The sequence below is a fragment of the Streptomyces sp. NPDC002809 genome, assembly GCF_040295435.1.
In the GTDB taxonomy this organism is placed as follows: Bacteria; Actinomycetota; Actinomycetes; order Streptomycetales; family Streptomycetaceae; genus Streptomyces.
In genome coordinates this window covers 72452-90490 of record NZ_JBEOVJ010000012.1, presented here as the reverse complement: position 1 = coordinate 90490, position 18039 = coordinate 72452, and the positions used below count along the sequence as shown (strand labels likewise).

Genomic DNA, 18039 nt, shown 5'->3' with positions numbered 1-18039 from the left:
ACGGTGCGCGCTTCCTTCTTCCACACCCGCACCCTACCGGCCTCCCCCGCGAGGGGAGGGTGCATGTTGTACCGCCGGTAACTTTCCCTCGCCGCACCCCTACCCATCGGTATGAAGCTGCTCTAGTCTCCCAACAATGCCAGTGATTGCTGGCAGAGTCGTGTGACGTACCGCGGGAGGCGGCAGCATGGCCCAGCACGAGCATGTACGAGTGGCGGTGATCGGATCCGGGTTCGGGGGGCTTGGCGCCGCTGTCCGGCTGCGCCGCGAAGGCATCACCGATTTCGTGATCCTGGAACGGGCCGACTCGGTCGGTGGCACCTGGCGTGACAACAGCTATCCCGGATGCGCCTGCGACGTACCGTCCCACCTCTACTCGTTCTCGTTCGCACCCAACCCCGAGTGGCCGCGCACCTTTTCCGGGCAGGAGCACATCCGCGCCTATCTGGAGCACGTCGCGGACACCTTCGGGCTGCGCCCGCACCTCAGGCTGAACCACGAGGTGACGCGGATGCGCTGGGACAACGACGAGCTGAACTGGGTCATCGAGAGCGCGAACGGTGCGACGGTCGTCGCCGACGTCGTCGTCTCCGCGACCGGTCCGCTCTCCGACCCGAAGACGCCCGACATTCCGGGGCTCGCCGACTTCCCCGGCAAGGTCTTCCACTCCGCCCGCTGGGACCACGAAGCCGACCTGACCGGCAAGCGCGTCGCGATGATCGGCACCGGGGCCTCCGCGATCCAGATCGTGCCGTCCATCCAGCCGAAGGCCGGCAAGCTGACGCTCTTCCAGCGCACCCCGCCCTGGGTCATGCCGCGCATGGACCGCGCGATCAGCGGCGCCGAACGCTGGCTGCACCGCACGCTCCCCTTCACCGGCACCGCACGCCGCGGACTGCTGTGGGGCATAAGGGAGTTGCAGGTCAGTGCCTTCACCAAGCACCCGGATCAGCTGGGCCTGGTCGAGCGGATAGCCAAGTCCAACATGGCCCGGTCGATCAAGGACCCGGCGCTGCGGGCCAAGCTGACTCCCTCGTACCGCATCGGCTGCAAGCGCATCCTGCTCTCCAGCGCCTACTACCCGGCGCTCGCCCAGCCCAATGTGGATGTGGTCGCCTCCGGGCTGAGCGAGGTGCGCGGCTCGACGGTCGTCGCCTCCGACGGTACGGAGACCGAGGTCGACGCGATCATCTTCGGTACCGGCTTCCACGTCACCGACATGCCGATCGCCGAACGGGTGGTGGGCGCGGACGGCATCACGCTCGCCGAGTCCTGGAAGGGCGGCATGCAGGCGTTGCGCGGTGCGAGCGCGGCCGGCTTCCCGAACTGGATGACGATCATCGGCCCCAATACGGGGCTCGGCAACTCCTCGATGATCCTCATGATCGAGGCCCAGCTGAACTACATGGCGGACTACATGCGCCAGTTGAACGTGCTGGGCGGCCGCGTCGCACTCGACGCGCGCCCCTCGTCCGTCGGGGCCTGGAACCGCCGCGTCCAGGAGCGCATGAAGCGCACGGTCTGGAACACCGGTGGCTGCGACAGCTGGTACCTGGACGCCAACGGCCGCAACACCACGGTCTGGCCCGGCACCACCGCCGAGTTCCGCAAGGTGACGCGGAACGTCGACCTCACGGAGTACCAGGTCATACGGGTGCCCGCCCAGCGGGACGCGGAGAAGGCCGTCGCCGAGGAGGTGGCGGGATGAGCCGGCCGCTGCGCAGCGCGCACCCCCGGCCGGTGCCGGTGCGTGAACTGATGGCCGTCTCCGCCGACGGCTCCCGTATCCATGTCGAGGTACACGGACAGGACGGCGCCCCCGCGGTGGTCCTGTCCCACGGCTGGACCTGCAACACCCACTTCTGGGACGCCCAGATACGCGACCTCGCCGTGGACCACCGGGTCATCGCCTACGACCAGCGAGGCCACGGCACCTCGCCGTCGGTGGGGCGCGACGGGTACAGCACCGACGCGCTGGCCGACGACCTCGAAGCGGTGCTCGCCGCCACCCTCGCACCGGGGGAGAAGGCGGTCCTGGCCGGGCACTCCATGGGCGGCATGACGATCATGTCCGCCTCGCGCCGGGCCGGGCTGCGCGAGCACGCGGCCGCGGCCCTGCTCTGCAGCACCGGCAGCTCCCGGCTGATCGCGGAGTCGCTCGTCGTGCCGATACGGGCCGGCGCCGCACGGACCCGGATGACGCGTGCGATCCTCGGGGCGCGGGCGCCGCTCGGACCGGTCACACCTCTCTCCCGGCGGATCCTCAAGTACGGGACGATGGGCGCGGGTTCGGCCCCGGACCGGGTCGACGCCTGTGCGCGGATCGTGCACGACTGCCCGCGGGCCGCCCGGGTCGCCTGGGGCCATGTGCTCGCGGACCTGGACCTCGACGAGGGCGTACGGGAGCTGCGGGTGCCCACCGCGGTGATCGCGGGTACGGACGACCGGCTGACCCCGCCCGTGCACGCCCGGGCGATCGCGGCGGCGCTGCCCGACTGTCTCGGCCTGACCGAGCTGGCGGGTATGGGACACATGACGCCGGTCGAGGCACCGGAGACCGTCACGGCGAAGATTCGCGAGTTGGTGGCCACGTACCTCCCGGTACGGGGTACGACCGATGGTGAAGGCATGGCCGAGAGCAAGGAGGAGGTCGCATGAGCGGCAGGCGCAGTCTCGAAGGACAGGTCGTCGTCGTCACGGGCGCGGCACGCGGTGTGGGTGAGCTGCTGGCGCGCAAGCTCTCGGCGCGCGGAGCGAAGCTGGCGCTGGTCGGCCTGGAACCGGACGAGCTGAAGAAGGTCTCCGAGCGGCTGCACGGGGACAGCGACCACTGGCACGCCGACGTCACCGACCACGAGGCGATGGCTCGGGTGGCGCAGGAGGTCAAGGAGCGCTTCGGGAAGATCGACATCGTCGTCGCCAACGCGGGCGTCGCCTCCGGCGGGCCGTTCGTCGACTCCGACCCGGTGGCCTGGCGCCGGGTCATCGAGGTCAACCTGATCGGCGGCGCGGTCACCGGCCGGGCGTTCCTGCCGGTCCTGATGGAGAGCCGCGGCTACTTCCTCCAGATAGCGTCGCTCGCCGCGATCACCCCGGCGCCGATGATGACCGCGTACTGCGCGTCCAAGTCGGGCGTCGAGGCGTTCGCGCACAGCCTGCGGGCGGAGGTCGGCTACCGGGGCGTGAGGGTCGGCGTCGGCTACCTCTCCTGGACCGACACGGACATGGTGCGCGGCGCCGACGAGGACGACGTCATGCGGGAGCTGCGCCAGCGGCTGCCGTGGCCGTCCAACCGTACGTATCCGCTCGGCCCGGCCGTCGACCGCATCGTGGCCGGGATCGAGCGGCGCTCCTCGCATGTGTACGCCCAGTGGTGGCTGCGCGGGATGCAGTCCGTGCGGGGATATCTGCCGTCACTGATCGGTGTGGTCGGCCAGCGGGAGATGAAGCGGTTCGGGCCCCGGCTGGAGGGTGTCGGGAAGGGGCTCGTGGGCGCCGGCGGTGCCGCTGACCAGGACGAACGGGCGTCGCGGACGGCTTCGGATACACAGCGTAAGTGATCGAAATGCGTTGAATGTCGCGCCGTGTAAGTCTGGTCGAGGCCCCAACGGGCCATCCCCACGCACCCCCACATAGGAGTGAACAGCATGGGCATCGCCGACCAGTTCAAGGACAAGGCGCAGGAGCTTGCCGACCAGGGTCAGAAGAAGATGAAGGGCGGCAAGGGCGAAGACCAGCGCCAGGGCCAGGGTCAGCGCCAGGGCCAGGGCCAGGGGCAGGACCGTCGTCAGGACGCGTCCGACCGGGCCCGCCAGGCGTCCGAGCAGGGTCGCGACAGGGCCCAGGGTGCGGCGGACGACCTTCGCGAGAAGTTCGACCGCTGACGCTAGTACGGCTGACGCGTTCTTCGCGTCGCATGGTGAGGGGCGCGCCCGGTTCTTTCGGGGCGCGCCCCTTTCCGTGTGCGGATGCAGCGTGCTGCGGGGCGGCATGGGGTGGCATGCGAGATGGCGCGCGGGGCGTCACACATCACGTCCTGCATCACGTCCTGCATCACGTCATGCAGGACGTCATGCAGGACGTCATGCAGGACGGTCAGGCGGCGCTCCAGCGCTGGTTGTCACGGCCGTTGCATTCCCAGAGCACGATCTGGGTACCGCTCGCGCCCCCGAAGAGATCCAGGCATTTGCCGGTGGACGCGGACGTCAGCGCCGTACCGGAAAGGCGGATGCGTTGGACGGAAGACCCGTCGCAGGTGGCCAGGACGACAGGGGTCCGGTCCTCGGTTCCGGTGACGGCCGCGCAGAGGCCGCCCTGCCGCAGAGTGCCGTCCGGCTCGGGACTCCAGGACTGGCTGACCGAACCCGCGCAGGCGGACGCCACGAGTTGCGACCCCGGGCCTGCGCCCGTCAGGCACTTGCCCGAGGCTTCGACCGCCAGAGCGCCGCCGCTGACCGTGGTTGAGCCGCTGGAGTTGCCGCTGCCCGGTTTCGCGACGCTGTCCGTTCCGGGGTCGTCTGCGGCCGACGAGGAGCCGGACCCCAGGGAGGCGGTGCTTTTGCCCCGGCCGGGCGTGCCCGGGGCACTCTTGCTCGATGACGAAGAGGGGGTGGCGGACGGGGTGACGGAGGGGGGTGCCGTCGGATCCGCTGTCGGAACTCCTGGCAGTAGCGACTGGCCCCCGACTCCCATGTCCTCGCCGTCGGACCGTACGGGCCCTTCGGTGAGCGCATCGGCCTGGCGGCTGGAGTTGCCGGCGCCTCCGCCGGCCATAAGGGCCGCGCCCGTGACGACAGCAGCGACTGCCACGCCGGCGGCCGTAGCCAGGACCCACCTCCGTCGCAGGAACGCCCAGCGACGGGGGGAAGCGGTCGGTGATATCTCATGAGTCGGCTCCGACGCTGCGGAGGACTGCGGGAGACCGGGCTCCGCGACGCCCTGCGCCTGTGCGCTCCGGCCCGGCTCGCTCTCGGCGTTCTCGGCGCGCTGCGCCGCGATGGCGCGAGCGAGTGCGGCACGGGCCGAATCCAGACTCGACGCATCGTTGCTACGAACGGGCCTGGCCGGCCGTGAGCTGTCGGGTCTGGTGACGTTTCGTTTCGGCAGCTCTGGCATTCGGTTGTGCTCCTTGAATATGAGGTCGAGCCCTGAGGAGTGCTCGGGAACGAAAGGGCGACCAACGGTGCATGCCTCCCCCTGATGCGGCAGGCGGTTCGAATGGCGCTGTCCCGGCGGACGGAGGCCCTCGGGACGCGTGAGGAGGTGCGCAGTGGATCAGTCCCCATCCAATCGCTGCACGACCTGCCGAAGAAAGGCGAACACGCCGCTTGGAAGACGGTGAGTTGGCGGGAGGGGTTCGCGATGAGTCGTACGGAATTCGACCGGGCCCGATGTCGTTGGGAGGATCGGGGCCGTCATGCCGATACGTCGGCCGTTCGGGTGGCGGGCGCCGAAGCCCGGTTAGTTGTGCCGGGGCTCGACCAAAGGCCCTTGTCTGCCGCGCTGTTCAGCAGGGGCAGTAAGGGGGCCTCGCCCGCGCGGCCTCATCGCCCGGCCGGTCCTGGGGCCGTGGATATCCAGGCCGGTGGAGGGCCGGGCTGTCCGCCGGCCGTCCGCAGGGCACTCGTGAACATCCACCGGCGAAACCGCGTCGGCATGTCGCTCTCATGCCGGGATGACGCTGAAGGGCGATCGAAGTGGGAGTTGCCGCAGGCGGGAGTCAGGGCCTGATGGACGGTACTGAGCCCGAGACCCGATGGGCAGTACTGAGCCGAGCCCGGGACCCGACGGGCAGCGCTCCGGTCACCCGTAACGGTCCGTCCCCGCCACGTGGTGCATGTACTGCGGGTACTACCGGGTTCCCTGCCTGGATTCCCGCCGGGTTTCCCTGTTTCGGGGGCCGCCGGTATGCCCCTTCGCGACGGACTGATCGGCGTCCGTCTCAGCGCTCGGCCGCCTCTCCCGCCGGCTTCCCCCGCCGCGGCCGACTCCTTCGCCGCCGGCAGACCCGGCGCCGAACGGCATCAGCGACCCCATCGATCAGGAAGCGCGGCGCCCCGACGCTTCCACGCCTACGCGGAGCCCGCCCCTGACCAGCAGAAACTCAACAGGCATGACCGGAAGGGCAGCGGCGGGCGACGCCGGAGACCGCTGCTGCCCCCGACCTCTGAGTCAGAGGTCGCCCTGAAGGTAGGCGCGCGCCGCGGTCATGACTTCCTTGAAGTGTTCTCCGGCGATCGCCTCAAGCGGCGAATCGTCGTCGAGTTGGGGATTCATCCCGATCATCCAGGCCCGAGCGGTGTGGAGGTTCTCGGCACTCTCGATGAACTTGAAGATCTGGTAGGCGGTGCGCAGGCGCATCTCGGAGTCGAAGCGAGGGGCGTTCTGCTCCCTGCACCACTTTCCGACCTGCTTGGGGTCCTCGATGCCTGCGATGAAGGCGACGACGCGCTGGCTGAAGGCGTCCTGCAGGAAGCGGGCGATGCCTGCGATGGACTGCTCCGTCATGTCGCGGAGTGCGCGGGCTTCGGCCGTGGTCTCTCGCTGAGTTTGCATGGTCTCCTCGTTTCCTCGTCGCTCGCCGGTGAGGCGTCAGCGGAGGATGGGTGCGCTGAATGCGCGAAGGCCGAGCGCGGGCGCGATTCGCTGCCGCTCGTCAGCCATGTCTGTGGGGTGCTTGCGGCGGGTGGGCAAGTGGTATTGCCGCGGCCGTGCTGTGCACCACTACAGGCGGGAGGAGGTGATCGGGGTGCAGGGGCGAGCGGATCGCTCTGCCTCTGCGGATGCGCGCAGCACTCGCCAAAGGTAAGTGACTGGTGATCAACATCGATTCCCCCCTGTGGTGTTGAGTCAATGGTACCCGTTTACACGCAACTTACTCCATAGATTTCCCCCCTTGGAGGGGCGGTAAATCCCCCCTCTTGTTGCCGGTCGTGCCTGTGAGCTGCATGTTTTCCGATGTGTTCGCTAGTGTGCGCTCACAGGTCCTGTGCCGTGCGAATCACCCAGGCATCAGATCGGGGGACATTTCGCACGGCCAGTCGGTCGATCGTGCCGTGTTCACCAGACGGTGAGTCCGTACTCGCGTGCCACTTCCTGTAGTTCGACGGACTCGGCGAGGATCGGACGGCGTTCGGCCTCGGTGTAGTCGGTACCGCTCAGGACCGCCCAGCAGCGGCGTCCGCCGAACCCGGACCGGTAGACGATGCCCTGGGCCAGTTGGTGGCCCTCGGCGTTGCGCTGGGCGACGGTCCAGGCTGCGATCTGCCGGGCGACGCGACGGTCCTTGCCGTGGATGTGGTCGTCGGTCAGTTCCCCTTCGACGCCCCATTCGCTGAACTCGTGCCGGAGCTCGCGTGCGAGTACCTCGCGGGTGATGTCCGCGTCCACGTCGAGGAACCGGGCCTCCGCCGCGAGCTTCAGCCGGACCAGTATGTGGGCGTCGCGCCAGCCGGACGCCAGGTGGCCGATCCTCATGTGACCGGGCTTGTGGGGCTCGTCGGCGAGGAGGCTCCGCATCTCCGGGCGGACGCGGAAGTAGGCGAGAGCTTCGGCGTAGCAGCCGGTCGGTTCGGAGGCGCAGTACAGCATGCCGTAGGTGAAGAGACTGAAGCGGCCGGCCGAGGAGCCCCCGAGGGTTTCGGGCTCGACGCGGTTGAACTTCAGCGGTGCGGCCGACTTGCCCAGGCGCCATACGCCCCGGTCGGGGGCGCGGGCGAGTACGACCGGGGGGACGGAGACGGTCATGCCTGCTGCCCCCGACCGGCGGGGTCGGTCCCTCGTCTCCCCGTTCGTTCGTCGATCGCGTGGGGGCGGGGGAGGGGGTGCGGCCGGGGCAGGTGCAGGGGGTCGGCGGTGCGAACTAAGACAGCGGTCATGGGTCCTCGACAAGGCTCTTCGGCGGTCATGGGGCGTGGGCCGGTGGCGGGTTCGAGCGGGCCCGTCCGGCCGCCGACGCGGCTGATCATTGTTGCGCAGGTGAGTATCACGCGGCTGCCCGCTCGCCGACACCGAACGGGCGCAAAGGCGTCGCGCCGGAGCGCGCAGAGGGCGCATCCGGCCTCACAGGCGGTCGTGATGAATACGGAAGATCATGGTGCCGGCTTCTCCCGTCGCCAGGAGGACCGTGGAGGGCTCGCCGGGTTGTTGGGGGGCCGTGCGCAACGCATGGACGCGATAGCCGGTGACGATCTGCAGGAGATGCCGGCCGGCCGCCGGATCCCACAGATGAATGCTGGTGCTGCCGGCCGTGGCGAAGGCGACACGCTGCCCCTGGACCGGGAAGGCCGTCACCGCGTTCAACTCGCCGTCACCCGGGTCGAACTCGCGCAGGGCTTCGGCAGCGCCATCCGGCTCCCAGAACTTGAGTGTGCCGTTCTGCCCGGCGGTGACGAGTCGCAGGCCTGCCGCAACACGCCCGGGAGCGAAGGCCACATCGTTGACGATGTTCTGGCCGCACCGGATCGTGCGGCCGTACTGGGTGAGATCCGCCGTTTCCCAGATCCGGAGGTTGCCGTCGCTGCCGCCGGACGCGAGAAGGGAACCGGCTCCCGTGCTCCCGGTGGCCAAACACCGCACGCTGAACTTGTGGTCCCTGCGAATCGCGACGGGCTGAGAGGTGTCGAGGTCCCACAGGCGTACGGATCCGTCGGCGCTCGCGCTCGCCAGCCGGGAGGACGGCCCAGGGCCCTCGACGGCCACGAGCGCGAGGGCGGGGGAGTAGTGGCCGTGCAGCGTTGCCACCGGTGCCGAGTCCCCGGCGGCGGAGGCATCGAACAGGGCGATGCTGTTGTCGCTGCGAGCGGCTGCCAGCAGCACGTGGTCACGCCGCCTCACCCAGGCGAGCGCAGTGACCTGCTCGTCGTCGATGACGGGGTGTTTCTCGCCGGTGCCGATGTCCCACGCCAGGGTGCTGCTCCCCTCGGTGACCGCGAGGCGATGGGGTGGCCCGGGGGACAGCGCACTGGCGGTGACCGGGGTCCAGGCAGCTCGGCCGTGCTGGAACGTGGCATCGTCCAGGGGCCAGTTCCGGACGGTGCGATCGGCTCCGGCCGTGATGAGGCGGGCGCCCGGCCGTTCGGTGAACGCCGAGAGCGCGGTGACCGGGGCGGAGTGCGCCTGAATCGACTCGCCGAGGGGCGCCAGCGGCTCCAGGGGCTCCAGCGGTTCGGTCCGCCACAGACACACGGTGCCGTCCGCCCCGGCACTGGCAAGCACCTGCCGGTCCTCGGCCTCGACCAGCGCCAGCGCTGTCACGGCGCCCTCGGACGTCGCGACGGTGCTGCTGACGCTGGCCCGTCCCGGAACGGTCACGTCGTGGACGGACAGGGTGCCGTGGCCGTCGCCCACGGCGTAGTGCCCGGCCGGGGTCAGGGCGACCAGGGCGCGTACGGCCGCCGGATGACGGGATCGCATGACGGCTGTGCGCCCGTCGAAGCTGCTGACGGTGTCGTGCTGGGCGTAGAGCAGAAGTCCGGACCCGTCGGGCCGGGTCGTACCGCGCACCATGGCCGCTGCTCGTTCGAGCCGGGGCAGCGGTATGTCGATCTGTTGGAAGGCCGCGGTGTTGAACGCGGCGAGGTAGCCGTCGCTCCACGCGGCGAGCAGCACCTGGGCCCGGTCCCGCGGCCGGTAGAGCGTGAGCGAGCTGACCCAGGTGCCGGGCCGCCGGAGCACCGGCCCGATGGTGCGGCCGCGCAGCGCGTCCAGGACCGAGACGGTGCCGTCGGTGGCGCCGGTGGCGAGGAGGCCCTCGTGCAGCGTGACCAGGTGCTCGATGGCGCCGTCGTGTACGGCGATCGGTGGCGCGGCGGCGGAACCGTCGGGCCGCAGGATGCGGACGACACCGTGGTCGTCCCCCGTGACCAGCAGGGGCTGGGCCCGCGCGCGCCGCCCCGCCTGCACCGTGGCCAGGGAGGTGACGGCGGCCTCGGTCACGGCCCACACGTTGTCCGGACTCGCGCAGTCACTCCAGAGCGGGGTCACCGGGGACCCGGCGAGCACCGCGTCCCCGGGGGCCGGAGCGGACAGCGGCTGGTGGCGTGCCGTGGCCGCGTGGTGGGCCAGGTGCAGGCTGGTCAGCCGCGACAGCGGAGTGAGCCCCCGGGAGAAGGGCTCCAGCTTCGCCCAGGCCTGCAGCCATTGCTGACGGTCCGACGAGTTGTTCCCGCCCGCCAGCAGCCGGCCGAGACCCGAGCTGGATTCCCACGGCAGCAGGGAGGGGGGCACGTGCGCGTCGTCCAGCACACGTCCCTGAGCGGCATGTTGCGCCAGATGACGTCGGAGATAAGGGTGCGGCGGGATGCCGGGATCGTCGGGCACCAGCTCGGCGAGGGCCTCGGCCAGCCGGCGGTGGATCTCGGCATGCCGGTCGCCGCCCGGCCGCCGGTTCATTCGGCCGCGCCCGGGGCGAGGGGGTCTTCGGCGGCGTCGAGCGGGTCCGCACCGGGGGCGCCCGGGGTACCCGGTTCTTCGGCGGCGCCCAGCGGGTCCGCACCTGGGGTACCCGGGGCGAGGTGGGCCGGGGGGTCTCCGGCGGTGTCGGGCCCGTCCTCGGCGGCGTCGAGCAGGTCCGCGTCGAGGTCGCAGAGCACCTCGGCCACCGCTTCATGTGCCGGCCGGTAGACCCGCCGGTCATCCTCGTGATCGTGCGCGAGATAGCCGTTCAGGCGGCTCTTCAGCAGCTTTCCGATCATGTCGTCCCAGTCCGGTAACTGGCGGCCAAGGAACACCCGCCCCATCCGCGGCCAGATGTTCGACCAGGGGATTCCCGCCCCCGCGGCGAAGGCGGATGCCCGCAGAAGGGCCAGCGCCACGTCGGACGGCAGGCCGTCCCCCGCCACGAGCACGAGGTCGCGTCTGAGGAGCCCCGTCATTCCCCCCTGAAGCATCGCCAGCCACTCCGCCTGCCGCGCAACCGCCGCGGGGTCCTCGGTGGAACGCAGCTGCTCCCCGGCGAGACGGGCCGAGATGAAGGACGGCCACACCTCGGGTGCCACCATGGCTGCCGCCTCTTCGGCCGTATCGCGATGCCCGCCCTCGCAGATGAGTGCGTGCAGATACTGCTCGATGTCCTTCACGCTCCCCTTGCCGTCGGTCCGTTGCTCCTCGGCGGTGGGAAACGCGGCCTGCAGGGCCTCGCTGAGTCCCTGCTCCGCGTCGGGCAGCTCCACAGGGGAGTGGCTGAGCGGCAGGCTGGAGCGCACGCCGATGAGCAGGCGCAGGCCGGCAGGCATGAAGGGGGGAGGAGGGTCGCCGTCCTGCCGGGGGGCGGGTACCTGTCCGAGCTGCGGGGAACAGAACTCGCTGAGCGGGGCGAGGACGTCGTCGATGACGCGGGGGAGCTCGGCCGCCTCGTCGAGACCGTCGATGACCAGGGTGACCGGCTCGCTGCGGCCACGGAGGGTCTCGATGATCTGCTGCGTGCAGGTGACCACGGCATCCTCGGTCGATGCCGGCCGTCCGGGTTCGACCCCCAGAGCCCGCAGGATGTCCCGGGCCAGGTCTGCCGGGCCCCGGTGCCGCGCCAGAATCGCCCCGGTGATGGAACCGGGAGCGGGCACGGTGCCTTCCGCGGCCAGATCCACCGCGGTCTTGAAGACGGGTTCGTCCTGGAACGACGGATTGCTCAGCACCACCGCTCGGGCCAGTACGGCGGACTTGCCGCTGCCGGCGGTCCCGGTGATCAGCAGGACCCCCCGTGCACGCGCGGGGCTCAGGAACTCGGTGACACTGCGGTTGATGTCGTCACGCCCGCGGAAGTACCAGCCCGGATCGCTGTCCTGGGTACGTCCGGTGGCCCGGTCGAGCCAGTAGTCGGCGGCCGGAGTGCCGGCCTGCCGCAGCCCCCCTCCGACCGGATCGTGGCCGTAGCGGTAGCCCGGGTTGGGGATGCAGGGCGTCGGGGTGAGGATGCCGCTGCCGTCGACCACCCGGTGCAGACGGTGCTTCCTGATCGCCTCCTCGGTGCCCAGCCCGCGTTCGAACTCGGCCATGAGTTCGGCGACCGTGAGGTACGGGGTGGTGATGCCCGCGGTGGTGCGCAGCCGCTGAAGTGCGCCGCGCAGCAGCGTGGGGAACCGCCGCACCTGAACAGGCCTGTCGTGCCCGCATGTCACCAGGACATCGAGACTGCACTGGGTGCGACGCTCCGCGCGGATGTCCTCCAGTACGTCGTCGAGCTCGCTGCGGATCTTGCCCGCGTAACAGGTGTTGACGATCACAAGGACGTTGCGGACGTGCGAGTCGAGAGCGGCGGTGATGAGTTCCGTGGTGCGTACCGAGGTGTTGAGATGCCGTCCTTTGACGGAGCCGGGCAGCTTGAGGAAGTGGGTCCGCGCGCTGGAGACACCATGTCCGGTGATGAACATGACGAGCGCCTGACCCTCCATCTCCCGCACCTCGTGGTCACGCAGGAAGTCCTCGACGTCCTCACGCTTCTCCAGATCGGGGGGAGGGATCTGGCGGAAGGAGGAATCGGCCCCGGCCCCCTGGCCGGACCACCACTCCGCGACGACCTCCAGCTGCTCGTCGATCCCCTCCGTGAAGCTGTCGTTCCCGTCGCCGTAGTCACGCACCGCCAGGGTCAGCAGAGTCCGCTGTGATCCGGAATCCGCCTCGGTGTCCTGCGTTTGCGTGAACTCCCCCGTCCTGTTCTGCATCTCTTTAGTGTTTCAGGCATGACTGAGCAGCCGCAGACGAATCCGCCGGGCCGCGTCCCCGGCGGCCGTCCCCGTACGACTCCCGGACTGACCCCCGCCGTCACGCACGACGCCGTCGTTCTCGTACCGGGAATCATGGGCAGCGAGCTGTACGACACGAGCACCGGCAAGGTGCTCTGGGGCCTGGCACATCCCACGTGGCTGGCGAAGGCCTGGCTGACGAAGGGCGGGCTCGCGCCCCTGCATCTCACCGCCGAGGAACAGGCCGGGGACTACGGCCGGATCCAGGCGCGCAGGCTCCTGCAGATTCCGGCGTGGAGCCCGGTCCTGCGAGGCATCGAGCCGTACCACAGGATGACCGCGGCCATCGAGAACACGGTCGCCCATCCGGCCGCCGTCATGCCGTTCCCGTACGACTGGCGGCTGCCGGTCGAGGTCAACGCGCGACGGCTCGCGAGCGAGGCCCGTGATCACCTGGAGCAGTGGCGACAGCACCCGGCCCACGCGGAGGCACGCCTCCAGGCAGTGGACGAGCGCGAGGCCCGTCTCGTCTTCGTCGCCCACTCGATGGGCGGCCTCGTCACCTACGCGGCCCTCACCCTCGGCTTCGACAGCGATCTCGAAGCGGACACCCGAGGCGTCATGACGCTCGGTACGCCCTTTCGCGGTTCGGTCGTCGCGGCGAACATCCTGAACACGGCCCAGGGTGCCCCTTTGCCGCTGCCGCACAGCCGGCTCGCCGCCCTCGCCTCCGCGATGCCGGGCGTCCACGATCTCCTGCCCGGCTTCCTCTGCGTCGAGGACGGCCTCGACGTCCGTCGCCTGACCCCCTCCGACGTCGCTGCGCTGGGCGGCGACAAGGACTTGGCCAGAACATCCCAGGAGTTCTTCGACCTGCTCCGGGCGAAGCCGTTCCCGCACCACCGCCAGGTCGTCGGAATCCGTCAGGAGACCGTGCAGTCGATGCGGCTGGAGAACGGCACGGTCATCGCCTCCGAGTACTGCTTCCGGACCCACTCGGACGGCGAGCTGATGCGCGACCCGGACGGGGCCCCGCGCCGCTTCCAGGTCGGGGGCGACGGAACGGTCCACCGCGAATCGGCGGCCCTGACGCGTGCTGCGGTGCCCCTCGCTCTTCAGCACGGCGCCCTCGCCGCCGACAAGGCCGCGACGCGGGCCGTGGTCGACTTCCTCCTGGAGGACGAGCACTTGGGCCCCGACCAGGCAGACGACGGCCTCGGCCTGACGGTCCCCGACTATGTGGTGCCGAACACCGAATGGCTGGTGCGCATCACCGGTACGGACGATCCGTCGGGGATCGACTGCACCGTGACGGCGGTCGACGGGGGCTTCCAGCGGGAGGCCGGCCTCTACGCAGGTGACGACGATGCGCTCGAAGCGGAACTGGAGGTCCCCGACACCGGCCTGTACCGGGTCACGGTGGAGGCCGACTACCTCACTTCCCCGCTCACACAGCTGGTGTTCGCCGGTCCGGACGGTGTGACGCCGCTGGACGACTGACCCGACGGCGCCGGACAGGGACGTCGGCGGAGTCGGGGCGCCTTGACGGATGCGACGAACGGCGCCCACGCGGCGGCGCTCACGACGCGGCCATTGGCTGAGGTTGCAGGATCGGCGTCCACAGCAGGGGCACGGGCAGGATGACCCAATATTGCGGGACTCGACGGCGTTCGAGCGACTGGGCCCGCTCCAATCGTGCATTGACCTTTGCGTCTATTTCCTCGGGGAGATCCGGCGCACGTTCGACACGGAACAGCGCACGTGCGTAGCCATCCGTCTGAAGCAGGCCAGGGACAAAAACCGTGTGGTGCGAGTTGCGCTCGCCGACCCGATGGCGCCCGCCGGTGTTCGGAGCAGGTGTGGGAGGCAGGGGTTCTGCCGGGCCCTTTGATCAATGGGTGCGGTCGGGGGGCTACGAAGACGGTAGTGGGGGCGACGATTCCACGGATGGCGCAGGCGGCCGACAGGAAGGGTGAACGTCGCCAACGTGACCCAGGTCACCCCGTGGCCGTGCAGCAGTTCCATGGCCTTCCCCGTCAAGGAGGGGTGACAGGAAGGGGGGAGGGTGTGAATCTGGCAGCCAAGTGGGCAGCGGGCGCCGAGCGCGGCGGAGCCGAGTCGGTGGAGGAGGACTTCCATGGATTCGTCACCGTCCGGTCGGCCGCGCTGTTCCGGGGAGCACTCGTCCTGACGGGCAGCCGAGACGCGGCGGAGGATCTGGTGCAGGAGACCCTGGAGCGGGCCTGCCGCAAGTGGCGCACCATCAGTGCCAAGGATGCCCCGGAGGCGTACGTGCGACGGATCATGATCAATCTCGCCAACGACCGTTGGCGAAGGTTCCGGCGTACGGCTCAGCATCCGGTCGACGGCGACACGGCCGCGCCGGGAGACGAGTACGGACGGATCGACAGCCGGGACCAGTTGGTCCGTGCTCTTCAGCAACTGCCGATACGGATGCGGACAGTGGTGGTGCTGCGGTACTTCCACGATCTGTCCGACGCCGAGATAGCGGCCGACCTGAAGATCTTGCCGAGCACCGTCCGTTCCCAACTCGCCCGCGGCATCGACCGGCTCAGAGGCCAGTTCCCCGCACACTCCGCCCCTTCACCGCAGCAGCTCATGGAAGGAACGCGATGAGTCCGTACGAACCGCGGCCTTCCGGCTGCACACCATTTGAAGAGGAACTGATCGACGCCATGAAAAACTTCGCGCACTCCACCAACGCACCGGCCTTCGACACGGCCGGCATGGTCCACCGCACCCGCCGCAGGCGGACCACACTCATCGCCGGTTGCGCCGCCGCCCTGATGGTGGCAGGGGGCGGCACGGCGCTGGCCTCCATGACCGCCGGCTCCGAGACGTCGGCGAAGCCCGCCGCCACCACCGTCGACCACAACAGGGCCACCTTCCTGTTGGGCGGCCTCACGAAGGAGCCCATCGCGGTCGACCTCACGGGCATGGACCTGGCCACGGCCAAGGGACAGTTCATCAAGGCTCAGCTCAAGCTCGGCACCATCGTCAAGGTGACCAGCCCCGGCTGCAAGCCGACCTCAGTCGTCGAGGTCACTCCCCACAGCCCGAAGATCGTGAGCAGGGGCGACACGGTGAACGTGAAGCTCTGCGAGGGCTGATCGGGCACGTAGTCGGGTGAGGGCCCGTCCTGAGCGTGCGCGCGCGAGCCACTCAGGACGGTCCGAACCGCCGTATCGACGGCAGAAGCGCTCAAGTAGATCCAGTATCGGCCCGACGTCTTCAACGGCTGTCTCGCCGGCACCAACTTGGCCCTTGGACTGTGACCCTCATCGATACTGATCTGACCGGGGAAGAGGCAACCGCCGCAGGGATGCCCGACATGGGCTTCGGCCAGTCACATATCAACGAGCACGCTCAGCCCGCCCGGAGTTCGCGCGGGAACTCCGCATCTCACTCACCACCTTCGAACAATGGGCCGGAGGTCATCTGCGTGCCACAGCCGCACGTTGAGGGGGGTGGCCGGCAGTGCCTTTCTGCATCTCACCGTGTGGTGAGGTCCGCGTGGGGTTCCCGCGGGCCGCGCAGTGGCAGCGTCCGGCTGAAGACGAGGTTGGTGGTCGTGCTCCCGAACTCGGCCAGTGCGTCGACGACTTCCTCCAGATGGGCCATCGAGGTGGCCGCCACCTTCAGCACGTAACAGTCGTCGCCGGTGGTACGCAGGCACTCCAGAATTTCCGGACGCTCTTCGAGCAGCCGCCGCAACGGCTCGTGCCGGCTCCCCGGGTACTTCAGCCGGACGACCGCCAGGGCCACATATCCGGCCCGCTCCAGATCCACTTCCGCCCGGTATCCCGTGACGACTCCGGCCGCCTCCAGCCGCCGCACCCGTTCCGTCGTCGCAGACGCGCTCAGGTTCACCCGCCGGGCCAGCTCCGTGAAAGCGATCCTGCCGTCGCGCTGGAGCTCGTCGAGGATCGCCCAGTCGGTCGCATCAAGATTCTCGGCCATTCGAGCAGATTACCGGGGAATCCACGGGTGAACTGCGCCCGGACAGGCAGGAATCCCTTCTGCCGGGCGGTACGGCCTGGCTAGGCTCGTCCCTGTGAAGATCGGAGTGAACGTCCTCAATTTCGGACCCGGCACCGACCCCGGAGTCCTGCACGACTGGGCCCGGACCGTGGAGGGCCTGGGCTTCGACCTGCTGATGGTCTCCGACCACATCGCGATCACGCCCGATGTCGCCGAGCAGTATCCGGCCCCCTTCTACGAGCCCTTCACCACCCTTTCCTGGCTTGCCGGCCTCACCACCCGGATCCGCCTCGGTACGACGGTCCTCATCGCCCCCTACCGGCACCCGCTGCTCACCGCCCGGATGGCGGCCAACCTGAACGCCCTCAGCGGCGGCCGGCTGGTCCTCGGCGTGGGAGTGGGCTGGGCGCGGCAGGAGTTCGCCGCCCTCGGCATCCCCTTCGAGCAGCGGGGGCGGCTGACCGACACCGCCCTGCGGGACATGCGGGCGGCCTGGGCCGACAAGGCCGCGTACGGGGACTCGGAGATCCCGGTATGGGTCGGCGGCAACAGCGACGCGGGCATACGCCGGGCCGTGCGGCTCGGTGACGCCTGGCACCCGCTGCGCTGCACGATGCCCTGGCTGCGGGAAGCCGCGGACCGGCTGAAGTCGACCGCGCACGAAGAGAGCCTGCCGGTGCCCGCCTTCGCTCCCCGGATCGTGCTCCGGCCCACACCTGCCCCGGTCGACGGCCCGCAACGCCTCGCCGGCGAAGGGACGATCGACCAGATCATGGACGACCTCGACCAACTGCGGCTGCTGGGCGCCGACACGGTCGTCCTCGACACGTACAACGGCGACCCCCGCGAGACCATGCGTCCGCAGCCGGCCCAGCAGGCCCTCGCCACGGTGGCCGCGCACCTGAACCTGAAGGAGCAGTAATGACCACGCCCGAAGACCACACCCTCCTCAGGCGCGCCATCGCCCTCGCGGCCGAGGCACGCGAAAGCGGCAACCCGCCGTTCGGCTCGCTGCTGGCAGCCCCGGACGGGACGGTTCTGGCGGAGGACCGCAACACGACGCTCACCGACCGGGACATCACCGCGCACCCGGAACTGAAGCTCGCACGATGGGCGGCGAGAGAGCTGGACGCGGCCACGGCGGCGGCCACCACGATGTACACCAGCTGCCAGGCCTGCTCGATGTGTGAGGCGGCCATCCAGCAGGCGGGGCTGCGCCGCGTGGTGTTCGCCCTGTCGAGCGAACAGCTTCTGGACATCAGGCCGGGCAACGGCCGCCCGCCCGTGCCGCAGGAGGGACCGGCGCTGCTGGAGGAGGTGCGGGCGGTGATGCAGCCGTACTACGCCTGACCTCTGC

General features: G+C 69.9%; 16 protein-coding genes. 9 read left to right on the top strand and 7 right to left on the bottom strand.

The window, feature by feature from the left end; translation table 11 throughout:
- The first annotated feature begins 187 nt into the window (after positions 1-187).
- From ABT025_RS10805 to ABT025_RS10790, 4 genes are all read left to right on the top strand, one after another.
- Positions 188-1708: a flavin-containing monooxygenase gene (locus tag ABT025_RS10805; protein ID WP_350992216.1), complete on the top strand. Its 1521-nt coding sequence runs from the start codon at positions 188-190 to the stop codon at positions 1706-1708.
- Entirely contained in the window at positions 1705-2658 is a 954-nt protein-coding gene (locus ABT025_RS10800) for an alpha/beta fold hydrolase (RefSeq protein ID WP_350992214.1), read from the top strand. Before ABT025_RS10805 ends, ABT025_RS10800 begins: the two co-directional genes overlap by 4 nt.
- Positions 2655-3560: an SDR family oxidoreductase gene (locus ABT025_RS10795; RefSeq protein ID WP_350992212.1), complete on the top strand. Its 906-nt coding sequence runs from the start codon at positions 2655-2657 to the stop codon at positions 3558-3560. The genes ABT025_RS10800 and ABT025_RS10795 overlap by 4 nt, the downstream gene beginning before the upstream one ends.
- Before the next feature lie 87 nt (positions 3561-3647).
- Entirely contained in the window at positions 3648-3884 is a 237-nt protein-coding gene (locus ABT025_RS10790) for a hypothetical protein (RefSeq protein ID WP_350992210.1), read from the top strand.
- Positions 3885-4095: 211 nt separating this feature from the next.
- On the opposite strand, the gene ABT025_RS10785 is transcribed toward ABT025_RS10790, so the two are convergent.
- The 5 genes from ABT025_RS10785 to ABT025_RS10765 form a co-directional block, all read right to left on the bottom strand.
- The gene (locus tag ABT025_RS10785; RefSeq protein ID WP_350992208.1) at positions 4096-4809 is read right to left on the bottom strand and encodes an RICIN domain-containing protein; all 714 of its coding nucleotides are present in this window, start codon (positions 4807-4809) and stop codon (positions 4096-4098) included.
- A 1362-nt stretch (positions 4810-6171) separates the two neighbouring features.
- A complete protein-coding gene (locus ABT025_RS10780; RefSeq protein ID WP_350992206.1) occupies positions 6172-6555 on the bottom strand; it encodes an XRE family transcriptional regulator in 384 nt (127 codons plus the stop codon).
- 504 nt (positions 6556-7059) lie between these two features.
- A complete protein-coding gene (locus tag ABT025_RS10775) occupies positions 7060-7746 on the bottom strand; it encodes an RES domain-containing protein (RefSeq protein ID WP_350992204.1) in 687 nt (228 codons plus the stop codon).
- Between the two features lie 315 nt (positions 7747-8061).
- Entirely contained in the window at positions 8062-10392 is a 2331-nt protein-coding gene (locus ABT025_RS10770; protein WP_350992202.1) for a WD40 repeat domain-containing protein, read from the bottom strand.
- Positions 10389-12659, bottom strand: coding sequence for an AAA family ATPase (locus ABT025_RS10765; RefSeq protein ID WP_350992200.1), 2271 nt, complete (start codon positions 12657-12659; stop codon positions 10389-10391). Before ABT025_RS10765 ends, ABT025_RS10770 begins: the two co-directional genes overlap by 4 nt.
- 18 nt (positions 12660-12677) lie before the next feature.
- Here ABT025_RS10765 and ABT025_RS10760 point away from each other — a divergent pair, with 18 nt between their 5' ends.
- On the top strand, positions 12678-14180 hold the full coding sequence (locus ABT025_RS10760) for a lipase/acyltransferase domain-containing protein (RefSeq protein ID WP_350992198.1): 1503 nt from the start codon (positions 12678-12680) through the stop codon (positions 14178-14180).
- A 79-nt stretch (positions 14181-14259) separates the two neighbouring features.
- Here the strand turns inward: ABT025_RS10760 and ABT025_RS10755 are convergent, their stop codons facing one another.
- Positions 14260-14550: a Scr1 family TA system antitoxin-like transcriptional regulator gene (locus ABT025_RS10755; RefSeq protein ID WP_350992347.1), complete on the bottom strand. Its 291-nt coding sequence runs from the start codon at positions 14548-14550 to the stop codon at positions 14260-14262.
- A 197-nt stretch (positions 14551-14747) separates the two neighbouring features.
- Here ABT025_RS10755 and ABT025_RS10750 point away from each other — a divergent pair, with 197 nt between their 5' ends.
- Together ABT025_RS10750 and ABT025_RS10745 are read left to right on the top strand one after the other, a co-directional pair.
- The gene (locus ABT025_RS10750) at positions 14748-15317 is read left to right on the top strand and encodes a SigE family RNA polymerase sigma factor (RefSeq protein ID WP_350992196.1); all 570 of its coding nucleotides are present in this window, start codon (positions 14748-14750) and stop codon (positions 15315-15317) included.
- Positions 15314-15811, top strand: a complete 498-nt coding sequence (locus ABT025_RS10745; protein WP_350992194.1) for a PASTA domain-containing protein — start codon at positions 15314-15316, stop codon at positions 15809-15811. The genes ABT025_RS10750 and ABT025_RS10745 overlap by 4 nt, the downstream gene beginning before the upstream one ends.
- Positions 15812-16193: 382 nt before the next feature.
- Here ABT025_RS10745 and ABT025_RS10740 read toward each other — a convergent pair whose 3' ends face one another.
- Complete coding sequence (locus tag ABT025_RS10740; RefSeq protein ID WP_350992192.1) at positions 16194-16661, bottom strand: Lrp/AsnC family transcriptional regulator; 468 nt, start codon at positions 16659-16661, stop codon at positions 16194-16196.
- Positions 16662-16755: 94 nt separating this feature from the next.
- Between ABT025_RS10740 and ABT025_RS10735 the strand changes: the two genes are divergently transcribed.
- Together ABT025_RS10735 and ABT025_RS10730 are read left to right on the top strand one after the other, a co-directional pair.
- On the top strand, positions 16756-17604 hold the full coding sequence (locus tag ABT025_RS10735) for an LLM class flavin-dependent oxidoreductase (protein ID WP_350992190.1): 849 nt from the start codon (positions 16756-16758) through the stop codon (positions 17602-17604).
- Complete coding sequence (locus ABT025_RS10730; RefSeq protein ID WP_350992188.1) at positions 17604-18032, top strand: nucleoside deaminase; 429 nt, start codon at positions 17604-17606, stop codon at positions 18030-18032. Before ABT025_RS10735 ends, ABT025_RS10730 begins: the two co-directional genes overlap by 1 nt.
- Positions 18033-18039: the final 7 nt, after the last annotated feature.

Coding starts and splice junctions, on each gene's coding strand:
- ABT025_RS10805 (WP_350992216.1), top strand. CDS start 188: ATGGCCCAGCACGAGCATGTACGAGTGGCGGTGATCGGATCCGGGTTC.
- ABT025_RS10800 (WP_350992214.1), top strand. CDS start 1,705: ATGAGCCGGCCGCTGCGCAGCGCGCACCCCCGGCCGGTGCCGGTGCGT.
- ABT025_RS10795 (WP_350992212.1), top strand. CDS start 2,655: ATGAGCGGCAGGCGCAGTCTCGAAGGACAGGTCGTCGTCGTCACGGGC.
- ABT025_RS10790 (WP_350992210.1), top strand. CDS start 3,648: ATGGGCATCGCCGACCAGTTCAAGGACAAGGCGCAGGAGCTTGCCGAC.
- ABT025_RS10780 (WP_350992206.1), bottom strand. CDS start 6,555: ATGCAAACTCAGCGAGAGACCACGGCCGAAGCCCGCGCACTCCGCGAC.
- ABT025_RS10775 (WP_350992204.1), bottom strand. CDS start 7,746: ATGACCGTCTCCGTCCCCCCGGTCGTACTCGCCCGCGCCCCCGACCGG.
- ABT025_RS10770 (WP_350992202.1), bottom strand. CDS start 10,392: ATGAACCGGCGGCCGGGCGGCGACCGGCATGCCGAGATCCACCGCCGG.
- ABT025_RS10765 (WP_350992200.1), bottom strand. CDS start 12,659: ATGCAGAACAGGACGGGGGAGTTCACGCAAACGCAGGACACCGAGGCG.
- ABT025_RS10760 (WP_350992198.1), top strand. CDS start 12,678: ATGACTGAGCAGCCGCAGACGAATCCGCCGGGCCGCGTCCCCGGCGGC.
- ABT025_RS10745 (WP_350992194.1), top strand. CDS start 15,314: ATGAGTCCGTACGAACCGCGGCCTTCCGGCTGCACACCATTTGAAGAG.
- ABT025_RS10740 (WP_350992192.1), bottom strand. CDS start 16,661: ATGGCCGAGAATCTTGATGCGACCGACTGGGCGATCCTCGACGAGCTC.
- ABT025_RS10730 (WP_350992188.1), top strand. CDS start 17,604: ATGACCACGCCCGAAGACCACACCCTCCTCAGGCGCGCCATCGCCCTC.